The sequence below is a fragment of the Planctomycetota bacterium genome, assembly GCA_039182125.1.
Taxonomy (GTDB): Bacteria; Planctomycetota; Phycisphaerae; order Tepidisphaerales; family Tepidisphaeraceae; genus JBCDCH01.
The window spans coordinates 1-16,707 of record JBCDCH010000086.1 but is presented as its reverse complement, the minus strand read 5'-3'; the positions used below and the strand labels follow the sequence as shown (position 1 = coordinate 16,707).

The 16,707-nt window shown below is 64.6% G+C and carries 15 protein-coding genes; 4 read left to right on the top strand and 11 right to left on the bottom strand.

The genetic code is table 11. The annotated features are described in order from the left end of the window. Positions 1 to 1,213: hypothetical protein (locus tag AAGD32_16445; GenBank protein MEM8875838.1), on the top strand; the 1,213-nt coding region annotated here is incomplete at its 5' end. Positions 1,214 to 1,255: 42 nt separating this feature from the next. Here the strand turns inward: AAGD32_16445 and rbsK are convergent. The 10 genes from rbsK to AAGD32_16395 form a co-directional block, all read right to left on the bottom strand. Further along, entirely contained in the window at positions 1,256 to 2,176 is a 921-nt protein-coding gene (rbsK, locus tag AAGD32_16440) for a ribokinase (GenBank protein MEM8875837.1), read from the bottom strand. After that, the gene (locus AAGD32_16435; protein ID MEM8875836.1) at positions 2,173 to 2,544 is read right to left on the bottom strand and encodes an EthD family reductase; all 372 of its coding nucleotides are present in this window, start codon (positions 2,542 to 2,544) and stop codon (positions 2,173 to 2,175) included. Before AAGD32_16435 ends, rbsK begins: the two co-directional genes overlap by 4 nt. A 30-nt stretch (positions 2,545 to 2,574) precedes the next feature. Continuing rightward, positions 2,575 to 3,585 carry a zinc-binding dehydrogenase gene (locus tag AAGD32_16430; GenBank protein MEM8875835.1) on the bottom strand — a complete coding sequence of 337 codons (1,011 nt, stop codon included), beginning with the start codon at positions 3,583 to 3,585 and terminating at the stop codon, positions 2,575 to 2,577. A 20-nt stretch (positions 3,586 to 3,605) separates the two neighbouring features. Continuing rightward, entirely contained in the window at positions 3,606 to 5,579 is a 1,974-nt protein-coding gene (locus AAGD32_16425; protein MEM8875834.1) for an alpha-amylase family protein, read from the bottom strand. Between the two features lie 51 nt (positions 5,580 to 5,630). Then, a complete protein-coding gene (locus tag AAGD32_16420) occupies positions 5,631 to 6,542 on the bottom strand; it encodes an AraC family transcriptional regulator (protein ID MEM8875833.1) in 912 nt (303 codons plus the stop codon). A gap of 7 nt (positions 6,543 to 6,549) precedes the next feature. Next, complete coding sequence (locus tag AAGD32_16415; protein MEM8875832.1) at positions 6,550 to 7,503, bottom strand: helix-turn-helix domain-containing protein; 954 nt, start codon at positions 7,501 to 7,503, stop codon at positions 6,550 to 6,552. Between the two features lie 76 nt (positions 7,504 to 7,579). After that, entirely contained in the window at positions 7,580 to 8,320 is a 741-nt protein-coding gene (locus tag AAGD32_16410; GenBank protein ID MEM8875831.1) for a sensor histidine kinase, read from the bottom strand. 102 nt (positions 8,321 to 8,422) lie between these two features. Continuing rightward, positions 8,423 to 8,665 (bottom strand): hypothetical protein, encoded by a 243-nt coding sequence (locus tag AAGD32_16405; protein MEM8875830.1) that lies wholly within the window; start codon positions 8,663 to 8,665, stop codon positions 8,423 to 8,425. A gap of 81 nt (positions 8,666 to 8,746) precedes the next feature. Beyond that, entirely contained in the window at positions 8,747 to 12,241 is a 3,495-nt protein-coding gene (locus tag AAGD32_16400) for an efflux RND transporter permease subunit (protein MEM8875829.1), read from the bottom strand. After that, the gene (locus AAGD32_16395; GenBank protein MEM8875828.1) at positions 12,234 to 13,370 is read right to left on the bottom strand and encodes an efflux RND transporter periplasmic adaptor subunit; all 1,137 of its coding nucleotides are present in this window, start codon (positions 13,368 to 13,370) and stop codon (positions 12,234 to 12,236) included. The genes AAGD32_16400 and AAGD32_16395 overlap by 8 nt, the downstream gene beginning before the upstream one ends. 235 nt (positions 13,371 to 13,605) lie before the next feature. Here AAGD32_16395 and AAGD32_16390 point away from each other — a divergent pair, with 235 nt between their 5' ends. Further along, positions 13,606 to 14,568 (top strand): transposase, encoded by a 963-nt coding sequence (locus tag AAGD32_16390; protein ID MEM8875827.1) that lies wholly within the window; start codon positions 13,606 to 13,608, stop codon positions 14,566 to 14,568. A 167-nt stretch (positions 14,569 to 14,735) separates the two neighbouring features. Beyond that, complete coding sequence (locus AAGD32_16385) at positions 14,736 to 15,212, top strand: PEP-CTERM sorting domain-containing protein (GenBank protein ID MEM8875826.1); 477 nt, start codon at positions 14,736 to 14,738, stop codon at positions 15,210 to 15,212. Positions 15,213 to 15,278: 66 nt separating this feature from the next. On the opposite strand, the gene AAGD32_16380 is transcribed toward AAGD32_16385, so the two are convergent. Beyond that, on the bottom strand, positions 15,279 to 15,821 hold the full coding sequence (locus AAGD32_16380) for a pyridoxamine 5'-phosphate oxidase family protein (protein MEM8875825.1): 543 nt from the start codon (positions 15,819 to 15,821) through the stop codon (positions 15,279 to 15,281). A 147-nt stretch (positions 15,822 to 15,968) separates the two neighbouring features. Between AAGD32_16380 and AAGD32_16375 the strand changes: the two genes are divergently transcribed. Further along, on the top strand, positions 15,969 to 16,707 hold a 739-nt coding region (locus tag AAGD32_16375; protein MEM8875824.1), incomplete at its 3' end, for an MFS transporter.

Here is a 16,707-nt window from a genome sequence, read left to right as displayed (position 1 = left end):
CGAGCCAGGCGAGTTGCTCGAAACCGTTGGCCTCGGTGCGCAGGAAGCCGGCGAACTTCGGTGTGCTGTCGCCGACCGCCTCGGCTCGGTAGTGGAACTCGCCTTCCAATACATCGCCGCGTTGCTGCTCATGCCGTTTCTGCTTGGTCCTCGGACCGCCTCGGCGGACATCGTCATCGATGTAAGCGATGCCAACGATCTCAAACTCGTCCGCAACGCCGACGAACTCGCATCGTCCCGAGTCGTCGCCGTGCAAGGTCAGCCGTTCGACAACGCCATTCGCGTTCATGTTTTCGAGGCGACTGACCCGCCCTGGGCGGTGCAGGTCTTCTCGCCAAACATCGATGTGGCGGTGAAACGTGGCGATGTATTGGAAGGCGAGTTCCACTACCGAGCCGAGGCGGTCGGCGACAGCACACCGAAGTTCGCCGGCTTCCTGCGCACCGAGGCCAACGGTTTCGAGCAACTCGCCTGGCTCGGTGCCGATCCGACCGAGGATTGGAACAAGATCATGTTCCGGATCGTGGCCGAACGCGACTTCGAACCCGGCGAGATCGCGGTCAACTTCCACCTCGGCGTCGCCGCGCAAATCGTCGAACTCGGCGGACTGACCATCGACCACCAACCCATCGCGGGTGATGCGGAAGGAAGCGGTACCGACAAACCCGAGCCCCCCATCTCCGACAAAGCGGACGAAGAACTCGAGGCACTGGTTGGCGATGCCCCGATGGTGATTGCTGGTAACGGAGCCGAAGCGCTCAACGGCCCCGGTGCGTCTCCCGACGCGTCACTCAGCATCGTCGATGTCGAAGGGCAGGCGTTTACGAAGGCGTTGCGTGTCGCTGTCGCCGGTCCGATCGATCCGATTTGGGACGCGCAGATCGCTTCACCCAACAGTACCGCAGCAATCAACGCCGGCGATGTGCTCTTCGGCTATTTCGACATCCGCGCCGACTCGGAGAACGGCAAGGTCGTCGGTTGGCTTCAGGCCAACGACGACGGCTGGGAAGGTCTCCACAATATGGACTTCGCCCCGGATACCGAGTGGACCCGCCACTACTTCGCCGTGACCGTCAAGCGCGACTACCCGGCCGACGCGATTAATCTCACCTTCCAACTCGGCACGGTCGCCCAAACCGTCGATGTTGCCAACATCGTCATCTGGAACCTCGGCCCCGACGCCGACATCGACGCCTTGCCGAAGACGAAGTAACCGAAAACAACTCGCCCATCTCCGCGACGAGACAAGGCGATGTCACCTCGCGGCATCGACATCGTCACGGGTCGGGAAACTGGTTTGCGTGCCATGTCCGAGGACGCTCAGGGTCGCGACGTGGCAGGCGTGCCGGGCGGCTTCGGGGGCTGAGTGACCGGCGGCGTGGTAGTAGGAGAAGCTACCGACGAACGCGTCGCCCGCGCCGGTCGTGTCGACCGCTTCGACTTTCTTTGCCTCGACGAATGCCGGCTCGGCGTCGCCTTCGAGCACCAACGCGCCGCGGCTGCCGAGCGTGAGGATCACCGTCACAGGGCCGCGTTGCTGCAACGCACGCGCCGCGGCGACGGCTTGGTCGTTGGTGTCCACCGGCATGCCGGTCAGTTCCGCGGCCTCGGTTTCGTTGGGGATGAAGATGTCGACGAGCGCGAGCAGGTCGTCGCCGATCGGCGCGGCCGGAGCTGGGTTGAGAATCGTCGTCGTCCCTGCAGCGCGGGCGAGTTTGAACGCTTCGACCGTCGCGGCGATGGGCGTTTCGAGTTGGCAGATCACCGCATCCGCCGCAGCGATCTCGTCGCCGGCCGCTCGGACCTTGGCTTCGTCGAGCAGCTCGTTGGCCCCGGGGACGATGACAATCGAGTTCTGCCCCGTGGTCGTGTCCACGCTGATCGGCGCGACGCCGGACGCGATCCCCTTGGCGATGTGAACGTGCGTGGTATCACAGCCCTGGTCGGCGAAGTTCTGCTTGGTTTGCGGGCCGAACACGTCGTCGCCGAGCACGGTAACCACGTGGACCTGCGCACCGAGCCTCGCAGCCATGACGGCCTGATTCGCGCCCTTGCCGCCGCAACCGACATTGAAATCACTGCCAGCGAGTGTCTCACCGGGCGCGGGCAGCTTCGGCACGTACGCGATCAGGTCGACCATGCTGCTGCCGACCATGACGATGTTCGGCGTCTTCATTGGACCTTCTCCGGCGGCTGAACGGGCGTGCCGTCCTTCACGACGATGAACTCGCTCTCGCAGTACAGATGAACGCGAACCGAGCAGAAGCTGTCGGCGTCGTCGCCAGCGACCTTGGCGGTGTGGGTCGCGAAGCTCGCCTCCATCTCGGCGCGGCTGTTCCACCACAGTTCGGCCGTCCCGTCGTACGGCGGCTCGCCGTTTTCATCCGGCTCGATACCCTCGAACGTGTCGACGAAGTTGATGCGATACTCGCGGCAGTCCGGCAGGATGCCCGAGAGCTTGGTGTGCTCGTAAACCCAGCGGTGACGAAAGTCTTCGACGCTGATACCAGGTGCCCGCTTGAGCAAGGCGACGCATTTGATCATGGTGCTCCTCGTTCGTTCGGCGCGAGTGTCCTAGGCGAGGGCGGTCCAGTCAAACACGGCCGTCATTAGCCCGCGTTTTCGATCGCGCAGCGCGGCGTAAGCGTCGTTGGCATCGGTCGGCGAGAACGCGGCACCCCTCAGCACCGGTCCGACGTTGACAGCGCCGCGTGCCAGGAGTCGCAGCACCTCGGCAACGTCGAGGTTGTCGGTGTAGCGCGGGAACTGCACGGTCAACTCGCGATGGAACGCGGGGAAGTACGGGATCGGCATGTCGCCGTTGTAGCTGCCGAGCATGACGTAGCGGGCGTGGCCGCGATCGCCGTCGGACCAGCCGAGCTCGCGGACCGCAGGGATGGCGGCGGCGGGCGTCGCGGGCGAGCCGGTCGCGTCGATGAGCACGTCCGCCCCGCCGGGCAGGACACGCGTGATCACGTCGGCGAGTTCACCATCAACGGCGTGTGCTTCAAGCCCACACGCACGGGCCATCTCGACGCGGTCGGTCGATCGGTTGAAACAGGCGACACGCGCGCCGGTAAGCGTGGCGGTCAGTGCGGCCGAGAGGCCGATGAGTCCGAGACCGACCAAGGCAACCGATTCGCCGATTTGGGGAAACGCCTGGCGTGCCCCGCGATGACCGATTGACATCACCCGGCTCAACGCGGCGGCTTCCGCGCTCACTCCGTCGGGCACGACGACACAGTCGGACGTTGGTGCCAGCGCGTAGCCGATGTGCGAACCGTGCGGCGTGTTCGCTTCGTGTTTGCTGCGTTGCAACACGACCGGCGTACCGATGTCAAGATCGACATCGTCACCGACCGATTCGATTTCGCCGCAAAGCGCGTAGCCCCCCGCCGTCGGCCAACCGGCAAAGCCATTTTCCTTGCCCGAGAGAATGCGCAGCTCCGTCCCCGGCGAGACGCAAGATCGCAGCGTCCGCACGCGCACTTCGCCGGCCGACGGCGCGGGAACGGTCGTGGGCACAAGCTCCGCACGGTTCTCGGCGGTGAAGACAACGGCATGCGTGGTAACGGAGTCGGACATCGGTAAGAGGGTAACGCGGCTCAGGTCAGTTCAAGGACCTCGTAGCCGTGCAGGCGCGGCAACGTGACGACCAGGCGATCGTGCTCGCGGCGGCATGGCAAGTCCTGCTCGCCACGAACGGCACGGGCATCGGTCGCGGGGACGCGCAGAGTTAGCGTCAGGTCCACGACTGTTTGCGGCTCCTCGATCACGTCGAGCGATCGCCCGCGGCGTTCGGGGACGTAGTTGAGCAGGTGCAGCACGTGCCGACCGCCCTGCTCATGCAGGTGCGCAAGCAACGTGCTCGGGCCGTCGTGGCGGAGGACGCGATCATGCACACGGTCGATGGCCGCCGCGATCAGCGCTTTGCACCAGCGCGGCGCGGTTTCGCGGTACTGCGTAAAGACCTTGTGTGTGAACCAGATGACGCGTCCGGCCTGCAGCGCCGCCGGGCCGTGGTCTTTGCCATCGCTCGGGGCGTGCAGGTGCGAGCAAAAATGATCCCACGTCCGTTCGAAGTAGGGCCGACACAACATCGCGAGCGGCTCGGCACCACTGGCGTCTTCGACCTGCCGCCCGCCAGGTTCGAGGACGTGCTCGACTTTCGGTAGATCGGTGAAGCCATCGGCGGGCACGATGAAATCCGTCGGCGGCCGCGAAGGATCGGTCGTCACGCGCAACGGTCCAGCGTGCAGATGATTGTCGTCGGACAGGCTGTCACCGGTGAGAATCGCCGCCCCACCGTCATCGAGATGTGCCCGAATCGCCGGCGTTTCCGACACGTCGTCGGGCAGGATCAGCAGGTCGTACTTCGACAGATCCTCCGCGCCGTCGACGATGTCGAACTGCATGCCCAGCTCCTGCAACATGCGTGTCGCGCCGAGCACGCCGTCGGGGAGCATCGTGTCCCACGACTCCATGAGCAGCCCCTCGCTGGTGACCACTGCCGCCTCCGCAACCGCCCGGCTACCACGGCAATACGGCTCGACCCGCGCGACTTGCTCGAAGACCTTGCCGATGAGTTCGTACGTCGGCCCGTCAAGCACGCCGCTCGGCGGGAGCTGATCGCCGACGCTCACGCGGCCGCCGTTGGCCAGCATCTGGAAGCACTCGAACTCCAGCGCCGCCTGGTTCTTGTACGCGTGAAACTCACCCCAACCGCGGTGAAACTTGCCGGTCATCCCCACGACGCCGTCGGGATCGAGCGTCCGCGCGTAGCGGGCCACGACGGGAAAGTGCAGGTACCCCCATCCGCCGCCAGGAAGACTTTCGAGTTCGAGGTGCGTGTGGTCGGGCATGATCGCGCGGTGGCGTGGCCCGACGTGACCGGCGTTGTGGAAGATCGTCGCTGCCGGGTGGGCGGCACGAACCTGAGCGCTGGTACGCGCGATCCACTCGTGGCAAACGTCCATGCCGAATGCCCGTCGCGCGTCGCGATCGGTCGGGTCGATGCCGCGCTGGGCCATCGTCGCGAGACAGTGCCGACAGCAGCAGTCCTGCGGCGAAACACCGTCGAACCAGAACCCGTCGCAGTCGTACCGCGTGAGCAACTCGTCGAGGTGCTGCGCGAAGAAGTCGGCAAACGGCGAGTTGAGGCAAAGCAGCGGCTCCCAGCCGGGCCCGAAGACGCCTTGGTCGGACTTGGTGCCGCTGCGATGGCTGCCGTCGGATTGGCGTTGGCACCAGTCGGGGTGCAAGTCCGCGCTGCGACGATCGACCTGAACCGCGGTGTAGATCGGGCAGCGCAGACCTGCGTCGTGGACGGCCTTGATCTGTTCGCCGAGCAGGTCGGGCCGACGCAATTTCGGGTGAATGTGCTCGGCGAACGACGACGGGTAGTACATCCACCCATGCCAGTCACGGGCGAAGAGCTGCACCGATTCGACGTGCGCTTCCTTGAGCGTGCGTGCAAACTGCTCGGCATCGAAGTCCGCCGCGACGTCGGGGATCGCCCCACCGGTGTGAAAGTCGAGGTGGATCTGCCGGTAAGGCTGCGAGGGCGGCGCGGTGCTCATCTCCGAGACGGTACCGACTTTCCTCTGCTCGTCAGCGTGGCGTGACGAGAATCAGTGAGCTTTGCGCCAGTTCGCGGGGGTGGTGCCGACGATGCGCTTGAAGTGTCGGCTCAGGTGGCTTTGGTCAGAGAAGCCACAGGTGTTGGCGATCGCGGCGATCGTCCATTCGGGATGCGTCCTTAAGAGCCGCTGGGCTTCCTCGACACGCAGCCGGGTCATGTACGCGTACGGCGGCTCACCCGTCGCCTGCTTGAACAGCCGACCGAAGTGCAACTGGTTGACGCCGGCGACTTCGGCCAACTCGTCGAGCGAAACGCCAGAACCCAAACGTGCGTGCATCAGATCTAACACCTGCGCCAATGCCCGGGGGTGCAGCTTGGCCCGCTTGGGTTCGCTGGGCGTCGCTTCCTGGCTCAGGTGCAGGAGCCGACCCACCAGACTCGTCCACACGCCGTCGACGTACAACCGCCCCGCCGGCGTGGAGTCGGCCGACGCGCGGTCCAAGTCCAGGCACAGCGACTCCACCTGTGCGTCGCCCCACGCTTTCGAGCCGAGCGGGGCTGAATCGAAGCCCTTCGACAAGCCCGACCGCTCGAGCAGCGTCGTCGTCGCCTGGGCCGAGAAGGACACCGTGAGAAACTCGTAAGGCCCCTTGCCGCGGAGGCGCGACGGGGTGTTGGGCGAGGAGAGCACGGCAAGCCCGGGCGAAGGCGTGACCGAGAACTCGCCGTGGCCGAAGTCGAGACGGTGCTCTTTGCCACGACCTGCGGTGACGAGGATGATTGCCAGGTGATCGGTCGCGGGGTTATCGAACGCCTCGGTCGTCCGGGCCCGACACACGTCGACGGCCACCGTACCGCTACAGCGATGATGCAACAGGTCGTGCTGCCGCCCGTCACTATGCATGAGCCAGTCGGCAAACGTCGGCCAGGCTTGGCGGTTGGGCGGAAGCGGAGAATCCATGGCGTCCTTACGGCGTTGTGGTTTGTCGCCAAATCGTGGGCAACTCACCCACGAGCAGATCAAAACACTTTACGAAATCACGTACGTCCCTGTAACCACAACTATGGGCCACTTCTTCCGTAGTCCATTCGGGGTAGTGACGCAGGAGTGTTTTCGCCTGCTCGACGCGAAGCCGCATGAGGTAGACGCGCGGCGACTCACCCGTCGCCTGCTTGAACAGCCGCCCGAACTGCGACGGATCGACACCCGCGGCCACGGCCAAGTCATCGGAGGTGACGCCGACGCTCAACCGTTCGCGTGCCATGTCCAGAATGTTCCCCAACACCCCGGGCTGCAACTCGTTCCGTTCGAGCATGGCCGACTGGCCTAACTGCAACAATCGCGCACAGAGTCTCATCCAGAGGCCGTCAATTTGCATCTGGGTTGATAGCGAGTCTTCCGCATCGGCGAATCGGTCCAGGTCGGCACAAAGCGTCCGAACCTGTGGGTCCTCCCACGCACGAGCACCCAACGGCCCCAGGTCCAACCCACGCGTCAGTCCCGGCTGCGCGGGAAGTGGCGTGGACGCGGTGAAGGAGAACGAAACCGTGACGAACTCCGTCGAGCCGTGCGCTTCGAGATTCGACGGCATGCCGGGTGACGACGCGAACACATGTCCAAACTCCGCCATGGGCAACAGTCGTCCGCCCCGCGTGTCGTTGTCGGGTTCATCGGCGCGGCCATAGACGTGGCCGCTGACCATGAGTGTCAAGACGAGACGGTCCACTTCCGAATCGTCGAACCGGCGAGGGTGGCGCGTGCCGCGGGTCTCGAGGCATCGGCTACTGCCGCGACGAAAGTGCAACACCTCCGCCGGTCGGATTTCGTTTCGCAACGCCCACTCGGCGAAGTTGGGCCATTGCCATTGTCGATCCTCGTTCGAGGACCGTATGTCGTCCGTTTCCTGTCGGGTGATAATCACGACGACTCCGCAGTGGATGGGTTCGGGGAAAAGCTTCCAATGCGCGTGAGCCAAGCGGCTAGCGCGAGATCATCACTCATTCCGTCTCGTCGCTTGACGAACGATCGAACTTGACCGTGGTGCGACGGGCGGGCACTTCGGCCATTACGGATGTGCCGCGGCCGGGTTCGGATTGAACGACGAATACGCCGTAGAGCTCCTCGATACGCTCGCGCATAAAACCGAGCCCACGCCCGGATCCGTCCGCCCGTGGCCGCAACGATGTCCGGTCAAACCCTGTCCCATCGTCGACGACCCGTAACCGAACTTGGTCGCCGTGGATCCCCGTCGGGTCCGGCACGTCGGTGAGCGTGATCGAGACCGTTCGTGCCCCGCCGTGACGCAAGGCATTCTGCACGGCCTCCCCGGCGACGCGGACCAAGTCATAGCCGGCGGTGCCCGGCGCGAACGTGAGCCGACTGTCGTCCACCTCGATAACCGCCCCGCTTTGGCGCCGGGCGCGGCTCGCCAGTTCACGCAGCGACTTGGCCAGAATCGCTCCGCTCATCCGCGGCGGATGCAACGCGCTCATCTGCCGGCGGACTTCTTCGCAAGCCCGGCGCGCGAGCTCGGCGACTTGACCGAGATCCTCGGGTTCCGTTGCCATCTCGACCGCGAGCGACAACGCCGTCAGGTCCTGGGCAAGCCCGTCATGAAGCTCGCGGGCAAACCGTCTACGCTCGGACTCGACGGCCGACTCGACCGCGTCGGCACAACCGCCGCGCTGCTGGGGGAGTCCGGTTCGGAAAACGCCGGGGTGGAGAGTTTGCGATGTCATGATCGCAATTTCGCCGATTTTCGCGATCTAGATAGAACGATCCCGGCGAAGTTGAGAACGATTCGACACCCGTTTATCCGAAAAAATCGCGCTCGGCCGAGTTTAGAACCGAATCTTTACGTCCACGACGGCGAACGCGGTGTCCTCACCGGGCGGATTGTCGTCGAGATAGCTGCCTTCGAGCGAGGCGGTAATGCCGGGACTGATCTTGCGGGTGATCGAGCCGTTGATGATGATGCCAACGAAACGTTCATCCCCGGCCGAACCACGCAAGGGAAACTGGCCCCGGGCGTAAATGCCGTCTTCGGTGCTCAGTCGCCAGAAGTGTCGCGTGCCGACGGTCATGGTGGTTTTCGCGTTGAACCGCAGGTCGATCTCGGGCTGGGAGCCGAGCGCAGTTTGCCTCGCGCCCTTTCGCGTCGGTTGTCATGCGGTGCTGGGTGCGGCGGGGATTGCCTCTGGCTTCTCGGCCTTCTCGGCGCGTTTGCTGGCGATCGCACTTTGGGCGTCGAGGACCAGCGAGAGCAAAACCGGGACGAGGATCAGGGTAAACACGGTCGACACGATCAGCCCGCCCGTCACGACGGCACCGAGGCCGCGGTACAGCTCGGACCCGCTGCCGGGCATGAGCACCAGCGGCAACATGCCGCCGACGCTAGTGAGCGTCGACATCATGATCGGCCGCACGCGACTCTCGACCGCGGCGCGAATCGCGTCGCGCGTATTGCATCCGGCGCTGCACGGCTCCTCGGCACCTTCGGTCTGCTCGGCGATATCGCTCTTACCGCTGGTGAAGTTGAGCGTCTGGTGAACGATGAGGATCGCGTTGTTCACCACGACACCGGCGAGAATGACGAAGCCGAGAATGGTGAGCACGTCAAGGTTTTGCACCGGCATGTAGCGGTCGGCGAGCGACCACTGGTGCATGAGCCAGAGCGCGAGGAACCCGCCGAACGTCGCCAACGGCACCGACGTGACGATAACCAGCGGATACGTCCACGACTGGAAGAGCACGCACATCAGCAGGTAGACCACGACGAGCGCGAGGAACAGCGTGGAGCGGAGCGTGCCGGTGACCGAGCCGTCGCCTAGGAGCGCGGTTTTGATTTCGTTCAGCTTGCCGGCGGAACCGGCCAGATCCGTTTGCACGCCGTCGGCGATGGTGCCGTCGGCCCGCAACTCATCGATGGCGGCCTGCATGGTGGTCATCGCGTTGGCGAGGGGCACTCCGGCCGGGGGCGTGACCTGGAGCGTGACGGCGCGTTGCCTGCCGACACGTTTGATCTGCTCGACGCCGGCCGTGCGTTCGATGTCGCTGACCGAGCCGAGCGTGACGATCGTGTTGTCGAAGCCCGACGCCAGCGGAATGTCGGCGATGGGACCGAGCGTGTTCTCGTCGGCCGTGCGGGCGGAAATGATCTTCAAGTCCTTCAGCTCGCCCTCGGCTTCATACGAATCGGGGACGAGCAACCCGTCCCCCGCTGCCGCGACGGCGTACTGGTGGTCGAGCCCGGTCAGGCCCGCGTCGGTCAGACGGAAGTAGTTGGGGTTGACGTGCAGCTCGGGCGAGAGCAAGTTGAAGTTGGCCGGCTCGGGCTGGATCGCCGTCGGGCCGAACTCGTCGACAAGCTTGCCGAACAACGCCCCCGCCGCTGCCGACACTTCGTCGAGATTCGCGCCGGAGAGATCAAGCTTGACGGCCGACCCGGTGGTGCCGCCCGTGCGGAACAGCGGGAGTTGAAACGGGAAGTGGTAGACGCCGGGCACCGAGTCGGCCGACGCGACCTCGTTGAACAACGGCACCATGTCGACGGTGCGGGCCTTTGCTTCGCCTCCGGTGATGGCGGCGTGGAAGAGGCGTTGGTCGAAGTTGACGACGAAATAGAAATCGGCAGGCGGTGGCGTGACCTGGCCGGCCGGTTCGTTGGTTTCGGGATCGAAGTAGGTGACCTCCGTCCGCTCGTCGATCGGTTCTTCCTGCGGCTCGAGCGCAAACTTCGGCTCGCTGGCCGCGTAGAACGGCTCCATGTTGTCGTCGAGCCGCTGGGCAATGGAGGCAAACTGGGTCTGGTTGTAACCCGGCGGCGGAATCATGACGCCGAAGACGATGTTGCGATTGCCCGCCGGAAGGTAGTCGAGCGGCGGCAGCAACAGCCATGAGCCGACGGTGCAGATCACGAGGAACACACCCGCAACGCCGAGGCGAAGCGGCACCGAGCCGGTGAGTTTGTACACGAGCCCGCCAACAGCAGTCGGTGCCTTCGCGCCGATTCGTGTCACGGAACAGATGGCCCGCCGGCCGCGCTCGATGGCCTTGGCCATGAGCTTGAGCTTCGACGCCTTCGGATCGTCGTGCTCGCAGCGGTCGCACCACGCTTTCTTGTTCGGGTCACGCTTCTGCGGCTTGAGCAGCAAACCGCCGAGCGACGGTATAACGGTGATGGACACGACGTATGACAGCGCGACGGCCGAGCAGATGGCAAGGGCGATGTCGCGGAAGAGCTGTCCTGCCGATTCCTGAATGAGCAGGATCGGGATGAACACAATCAGCGTCGTGAGTGTGGACGCAAGCACCGCACCGGCGACCTCGCTCGTGCCATCGAAAGCGGCTTTCGTGGCCTTCTTGCCCATCTCCAGGTGGCGATAGATGTTCTCGAGCACGACGATCGCGTTATCGACGACCATGCCGATGGCGAACGCCAGGCCGGCGAGCGAGACGACGTTGACCGAACGTCCCGCAGCGACGAGGACGACGATCGAACCGATGACCGAGATCGGGATCGCCAGCGCGATGATGCCGACCGAACGTAACGACCGCAGGAAGAGCAGCAGGGTGATGACGGCGAGCCCGCCGCCGAGATAGATGTTGGATTGGACCAGCGCGAGGGCGTCGTTAATGTAGCCGGTTTGGTCGTAAGTTTTGACGGCCTCGAAGGTGCCATTGATGCCACGACGTTCGGCTTCGACTTGGAGCAGGCCACCGGGGCCGTTGATGCGGGCAACGACCGCGTCGAGCTCGTCGATGACCTCGAGTACGTTCGCGCCGCTTTCCTTTTGGAAGTTGATCGCGATGCACGGCATGCCACGGACGTAGCAGAAGTCCGTGCGCTCCTTATAACCCTCGGTGACCGTGGCGACGTCGCGGACGTACACGGGGCCGCCGTTTTCGTCGTGGGTCACGACGATCTGCTCGGCCTGGCCCGGGTCGGTGAATCGGCCGAGGGCGCGAATGCGGATATCGACCTTGCCGTCTTCGAGCGTACCGCCCGAAGCGTTGCGGTTGTTGTTGCGGACCGCGTCGACGAAGGTCTGCATGGTGATGCCGCGCTGGGCGAGCGCGTCCATGTCGACGCGTACTTGCAGTTCTTTCTCGCGTCCGCCGAGGACGTTGACTTCGGACATGCCGGGCAGCCGTTCGAACTGCGGCACGATCTGGTTTTCGACGAAATCGCCCAGTTCCGCGATATCGAAGTCCGGATCGCTGCTGACGATGGTGATCCAGGCGATGTAGTCGCGTGATTCGGGATCGGTGTCTTCGATTTCCGGTTGGTTGACCCCCTCGGGATAGCTCGGCACCTCGTCGAGCTTCTGGCTCACCTCCTGGAGCGCGGCCTGCTTGTCGGTGCCGGTGCGGAATTGCAACCGGATCTGGCCGGCACCGCTTTGCGACAGGCTCGTCATCGACGTAACGCCGCCCACGTTTTGAAGGACTTGTTCCTGTTGGTCGATGACCTGGGTTTCGATCTCCTGCGGGCTGGCCGACTCCCACGTGGTCCGGACGGCGATCACCGTGTCCTCGATCTCCGGCGTCATCTGGATCGGCACGCGGTCCAGCGCGACGAGACCGGCGAGGACCGCGAGAAGAACGCCGACAGCCATCGTGATCGGCTGGTGGATGGCGATGCGGATGATCTCATTCACTGGCGACCTCGCTTTCGCTCGGGACGATCGCCTGACCGGGCATCAAGCGTTCATTGCCTTCGACCACGACGCGGTCATCTTCGGCCAGTTCCGCGCTATCGACAGCAAGTAACCCGTCGGCATCGAACAGGACACGCACCGGCACCATCTCCGCGACCACGCCGTCACTCCGCTCGACCGCGCGGTAGACAAACGCCCCGCCGCCGTCACGCAGCACGGCGTCGGCCGGGACACAAAGCGACGTTCGTTGCCGGCCGGTCGGCATGAACGCCGTCGCGCTCATGCCGGGCTGGAGTCGACCCTGCTCATCGTCCAACGCCGCGATCACGCGGAACGTCCGGGCCCGCGGATTCATCTGCGGCACCCGGCGGACGTCGGTTGAGTCCAGCAGCCCAACCCCGTCGACTTCGATCGGAAACGTCGTGGTACTCGAATCGAACCCGCTGTATCGCTCGGGCACATCGAGCCAGACTTCGATGGTGCCGGTGCTGACGATCGTCAAGACCGCGTCGCCGGCATCGAGCCATTCACCGGGATCGACCGCACGATCCACCACGAGGCCGTCGTACGGGGCGACGACGTCCAAATCGGCCATCCTGATGTTGACCGCCTCGATCGCTCGCTCGATCCGCATGACCGACCGGTCGGCCGATGCCACGCGTGCCTCCGCGGCGGCCAGCCTGAACTTGGCTTCGTTGAACTCGTCCGCACTGCTCGCACGTGTTTCGAAAGCACCCCGCATGCGCTCGAACTCGCTGGCAGCCAGGTCACGATTCGCTTTCGCTTCCTCCAGCAATGCCTGCGTCGAAGCGAGGTCCGCCTGTCGCTCGGCGAGTTCGGCGTTCATCCGCCGACGGTCGAGGCGGGCGATGACCATCCCGGCCGTAACAGACGCGCCCTCGTCCACGAGCACTTCGTTGACAAGCCCTGCCTCCTGGGTCGCCACCGCCGACTGTCGGACCGCGTGCAGCGTTCCGTTCAGCCGAACCTTGTCCTGAACCAGTTGCTCCTGAACAGCAGCAACGCGGACGGGCGTGGCCGGTTGTCCATGAGCGGACTCAGAGACACCGACAATCCCGAGAAAAACAACCCAAAGAATGCACCGAGCCGAGCACGGATGTTTACACATGGTCGGGACTTTAAGGAAACGTAGCCACCCTTGCTATAACCAAATCCGATGAGATTGGCACCTCGATTCCGATACGGATGTTGAGGACGTTATCGGAGGTAGGTTAGGGCGGCCGCTTGAACGGACCGAGCACCGAATTGGTGATCAACTGGCTCAGTCTCAACCCTCCCGATGAGGCGGACTGATGGCAAAGATTAGGCGCAGCGCGATCGTGGCCGGCGGGTGATCGTTCCCGATGCTCCCAACCTGCAAGACGCCGCGGGCGGTGATGGTCATGGCTCATGAACTGGCCCGGCGGTGCCTGCCGGGCCACGCCAGCAAGTTCAGCCGGCATGACTTCACCGAGGCCCAACTCTTCGCTTGCCTGTGCGTCCGCAAGCTGCTGGGCAAAAGCTACCGCAACACCGAAGCGATTCTGCGTGAGAGCGGCTGGGGCAGTTCGATCGGCATGTCCAAGGTGCCCGATCACAGCACCCTCTGCCGCGCCTTCGCCCGGCTCACACGCGGCTCGGTCATGGGCCGCCTGCTGGACCTGCAAGTGAACTGGTTCGTCCAGTTGGGCTGGCTCGGGCCGGTCTGCGGCATCGACTCGACGTACTTCGAGCGGTGGCACGCCAGCCGCTATTACGAACACCGTTGCCGGCGGTCTCGTCACGAATCGCCACGTCCAGAGCGAACTTCCGAGTCGGTCAAGACGCTGCCCAAGCTCGGCATCGGTGTCGACACCACCAGCGGCGTGATCCTCTCGGCCCTCGCATCGACCGGCTTGGGCTCGGACGCCCCGAGCTTCGACGGGTTGCTGTTTAACGCCTGGCGGCGCCACACCTGCCGCACGGTGGTGGCCGACGCCGGGTATGACAGTGAGAAGAACCACCGGATCGCCCGAGACGACATGAACGTCGTGTCGATCATCCCGCCGACGGTCGGGCGGCGTTGGAAGGGTCGCCGCAGACGAACCACCGGCCGATACCGCCTGGCGATGCGAAAGAAGTTCGCCCGCGACGGCGGTGGCGTGACATACCGGCAACGTGCGAAAGTCGAGACGGTCAACAGCATGATTAAACGCAACCTCGGCTCACACCTGCGTAGCCGGTCTGCCCATCGTCGTGAACAGGAGATGCTACTGCGAGCCATCGTCCACAACGTCATGATCCTCCGACGTCGTTACCGAGGGTCGAGACTGAGCCTGATCAACTAAAACGCCGCCATCGCGGTTCAAGTTATCGGGGTTTTCGATGGCCTCGTTGGGCGAATGCGGTAGTGTTGCATCGCAGCCCGAACCAATGCCGGCCGTGAGGGTCATCGTCGGCTTGAGTTCGTTGCGGAACCCGCAACCCAACAGGAGAAACGATGCGTCAACTAAGCTTGCTTGCTACCGCGGCCACCGCCGCGCTTTTTGTGAGTTCGTCCGCTGACACCGCGCTCGCCGGTACGGTGGGCTTCGACATCATCGCCACGGTGGATGTCCTCGGCGGTGATGTCACCTTGCAGTCCGACACCTTCGACGGGTTGTCGGCCGTCACCGTGTTGAGCCCCAGCGGTGGCTTGGTTCCGACCAACGTCGAGTTGCCCGCCGGGTTCGGCGTGTTCTCGGAGTTGGAGACCGACATCACGCTCGGCACGCTCGGTGCCGCGGCCGACATGTCCGGCAGCGGCCTCTCGCTCGGCGCGATCTACAACACGACGCTCGACCCGCAGGACCTGTCGTTCATCCTCGGTGACGCATCGGGGAACCCCGCGGAAATCCTGCCCGCCGACGTGAACTACATCAACGTGCCCGAGCCGGCCACCGGTCTACTGCTGATCGGCGGCTGCGGTCTGCTCGTCCGTCGTCGCCGCTAGCACGGCTCGTCAACTTCGATAACGCACACGGCCCCGACAACCACGTCGGGGCCGTGTGCATTTTGGTCAGACCGTCGTCCACTGCGCGCCGGCTTTGTTCCAAACACGCTTCGTGTGCGGCTGGCTCTTCACCGCGAGCAACTCGACCTCCTCGGGATTGAGTACGAGGATCTCGAAGGTCGACGGCATCGGCGTCTCGGCGGACACCTTTGCCGATGCGTCCGGGCTCAGTGTCCAACCGTTGCCGGCACCGACATTGATCGCCCTGCTTTCGTCGCTGATCCGCGCCCACCACGTCTGACGCATGTGCTCGTCCATCTCCGCGTCGACGACGACCGTGTGGCCACGGAGGCGGAACTGGGTGCGACTGGACTCGAGCCAGAAGACAACCTCGGCCTGCGGCCGCTCGCGCACATGATCGTCCTTACGCGTTCGGCGGTCGCTGATGAACACGAGTTGGACATCCTCGGTCACCTCGCGACAATACATGTAACGGGCCGTCGGGTTCATACGTCCATCGACGGTCGCCAGTACGCAGAGATACGGCGCGGTGCCCTCGGCCGTGAGGGCTTGGGTGAACTCCGTGTGCCAGATCGGTCGGTCTTCCATGCCGGAAGTTTCCCGGCATTCGGTCGGCCGGGCAAGGCGGATACGCACATGAGACGCGTTGTCACACCTGAACACCCTCACACATTGTCACGCCCGACACACGGCCGCGGCCGGTGAGAAACTTGCGGGGTTTGCTAGGTTCGTATCGTGCATTCGCCAAACCCCCGCACCGCCGAATCCGCCACCTCACCCGCCCCGCCGGGGCGGCTCAAGAACCGCTGGCTGATCGCCGCCTGTGCCGTGGGGATTCACGTGTGCATCGGCAGCGTTTATGCCTACAGCGTGATGACCGCGCCGGTGAGTACGCTGCTGGGTGCGACGGCGGACGAGGTGAAGGTCAGCTTCAGCATCGCGATCGCGTGCCTTGGGTTGGCGGCGGCGTTTCTCGGGCATTTCGTGGAGAAGCGCGGGCCGCGGGCGTCGGGCATGCTCTCGGCGACGTGCTTCGGGCTCGGGCTCATCGGGGCCGGGCTCGCGGTGCAAGTCGGCTCGATCTGGCTGTTCTACTTGACCTACGGCGTGCTCGGCGGCATCGGGTTGGGCGTCGGGTACATCACGCCGGTGAGCACGCTGGTCAAGTGGTTCCCCGATAAGCGCGGCATGGCGACGGGGCTGGCGATCATGGGCTTCGGCTTCGCGTCGATGCTCGCGGCACCGATCATGGCCGACCTGTTCCTCGCCGACGGCTCGACCGAGGCCGAGCCGGTGTACACGACGTGGAGCGTCGCGCGGACGTTCTTCCTGTTGGGCGTGGTGTACGCGGTGGTGATGTTCGCGTCGGCGCAGTACCTAGCCCCCCCGCCCAAGGTCTTGCTTCTGCCGGCCCGGTGCCTTGGCGGCTTCGGCGTCCCAGCCGGCAGGCACGTAGCCCTTGGGCGGGGGGGCT

Excerpts from the sequence above, each read along its gene's own strand:
- rbsK (MEM8875837.1), bottom strand. The coding sequence starts at position 2,176 with ATGAAGACGCCGAACATCGTCATGGTCGGCAGCAGCATGGTCGACCTG.
- AAGD32_16435 (MEM8875836.1), bottom strand. The coding sequence starts at position 2,544 with ATGATCAAATGCGTCGCCTTGCTCAAGCGGGCACCTGGTATCAGCGTC.
- AAGD32_16430 (MEM8875835.1), bottom strand. The coding sequence starts at position 3,585 with ATGTCCGACTCCGTTACCACGCATGCCGTTGTCTTCACCGCCGAGAAC.
- AAGD32_16425 (MEM8875834.1), bottom strand. The coding sequence starts at position 5,579 with ATGAGCACCGCGCCGCCCTCGCAGCCTTACCGGCAGATCCACCTCGAC.
- AAGD32_16420 (MEM8875833.1), bottom strand. The coding sequence starts at position 6,542 with ATGGATTCTCCGCTTCCGCCCAACCGCCAAGCCTGGCCGACGTTTGCC.
- AAGD32_16410 (MEM8875831.1), bottom strand. The coding sequence starts at position 8,320 with ATGACATCGCAAACTCTCCACCCCGGCGTTTTCCGAACCGGACTCCCC.
- AAGD32_16405 (MEM8875830.1), bottom strand. The coding sequence starts at position 8,665 with ATGACCGTCGGCACGCGACACTTCTGGCGACTGAGCACCGAAGACGGC.
- AAGD32_16395 (MEM8875828.1), bottom strand. The coding sequence starts at position 13,370 with ATGTGTAAACATCCGTGCTCGGCTCGGTGCATTCTTTGGGTTGTTTTT.
- AAGD32_16390 (MEM8875827.1), top strand. The coding sequence starts at position 13,606 with ATGCTCCCAACCTGCAAGACGCCGCGGGCGGTGATGGTCATGGCTCAT.
- AAGD32_16380 (MEM8875825.1), bottom strand. The coding sequence starts at position 15,821 with ATGGAAGACCGACCGATCTGGCACACGGAGTTCACCCAAGCCCTCACG.